Annotated in this window: 1 protein-coding gene; it reads right to left on the minus strand. The window is 56.9% G+C overall.

Annotation, left to right across the window (positions count from 1 at the left end; translation table 11 throughout):
* Positions 1-33: 33 nt before the first annotated feature.
* Positions 34-1397 (minus strand): IS3 family transposase gene (locus LMG28727_RS33850; protein ID WP_201646645.1). Its coding sequence is split into 2 segments (ribosomal slippage): positions 34-897 and positions 900-1397, totalling 1362 coding nucleotides; the frame shifts between segments, so codons are not numbered across the junction.
* Positions 1398-1450 lie beyond the last annotated feature (53 nt).

Raw genomic sequence — 1450 nt, forward strand, 5'->3', positions numbered from 1 at the left:
TGAACCGACCCCGCAAAGTTGGACAGTTGTTGGCTAATGCCGTGAGGGCTGGGTTCTGTACATCACAGGACTCAGCCCTTTCAGCTTGAGCTTGATGCGGTGGTGATTGTAGTAGTGAATGTAGTCCTTGATACCGGCCTGAAGTGCCTCAATGCTTTCGAAGCGATTCGGGTAAAAGAATTCTGACTTCAGCGTGCCGAAGAAGCTCTCCATCGTCGCGTTATCGTGGCAGTTGCCCTTGCGCGACATGCTCTGTGTGAGACCGCGCCGGGCAAGCAATGCCTGATAGGCACTCATCTGATAGTGCCAGCCCTGATCGGAGTGGACCATGGGCCGGTCGTCGTGCTTCAGCTTTCTCATGGCCTTCCTCATCATGCCCGCGACCATCGCAAATGCCGGACGCGTGGCTGTTTCGTAAGCCACAATCTCGCCGTTGTACAGGTCCAGAACCGGTGAGAGATAAAGCTTGCTTTCCCCCACCCGGAACTCGGTGATGTCGGTGACCCACTTGCGGTTCGGCGCATCGGCATCGAACTGTCTTTGCAGCACGTTCGGTGCAATCCGTCCCACCGTGCCCCGAAAGGCGCGGTACTTCTTCGGACGCACCAGACACTTCAGTTCCATCAACTGCATCAGTCGCTGGACAGTCTTGTGATTGACAACGATCCCCAGACGCCGGATCGCGCTGGTGATACGCCGATAGCCATAACGGCCCTTGTGCAACTCGAATAACGAGCGGATACGCGCCTTGAGCGGCGCGTGCTTGTCCGCGACCAGCGATGCCTTGCAGTGGTAATAGAAAGTGCTGCGCGCCAGGCCCGCCACCTTCAGCAGACCCTCAACTGGAAACCGATGCCTTAATCCGGCCACTATCTGCGTTTTCTGCGCGGTGCTTTGGGGCTTTCCGAGCGGATCAAGGCATCGAGTTTTTTTAGGTACGCGTTCTCCATGCGCAGATAGTTCAGCTCTGCAAGGAGTTCTTCTTTCGTGCGGGTCTCGTCGGATTCTGTCGAGTCAGGCGGCACAGATGACTTGGGTTGCTTCACGGGTCGTCCTCGGGGGCGAGGCTCCAGGGCCTGGATACCTCCGGAATCATACTGGCGTTTCCAGATGCCGATCACCCCCGGATTACGGATATCGAACACAGCAGCAACCTGCCGGCAGGACAAATCCTTCGACACCATAAGCCTCAACACCTTCAGCTTGAAGCGCGAATCATAGTGACTGAACTTCTTTCTGAACGCGGCTTCGCCGTGCAACCGCCAGGCGGCGACCCATTTCCGTACTGTGCCGTGATCGATATCGTGCCGCCGCGCGACCTCCGCGCTGCCACCCACCCGGCCTGAAAGATAGTCTTTGACAACCCGACGCTTGAACTGCGCACTATGTCTGCTCATGAAAAAACACCCCAAATCGTTGGACGGGTGTCCAACTTTTGGGGTGCAGTTCA

The sequence above is a fragment of the Paraburkholderia metrosideri genome, assembly GCF_904848625.1.
In the GTDB taxonomy this organism is placed as follows: Bacteria; Pseudomonadota; Gammaproteobacteria; order Burkholderiales; family Burkholderiaceae; genus Paraburkholderia; species Paraburkholderia metrosideri.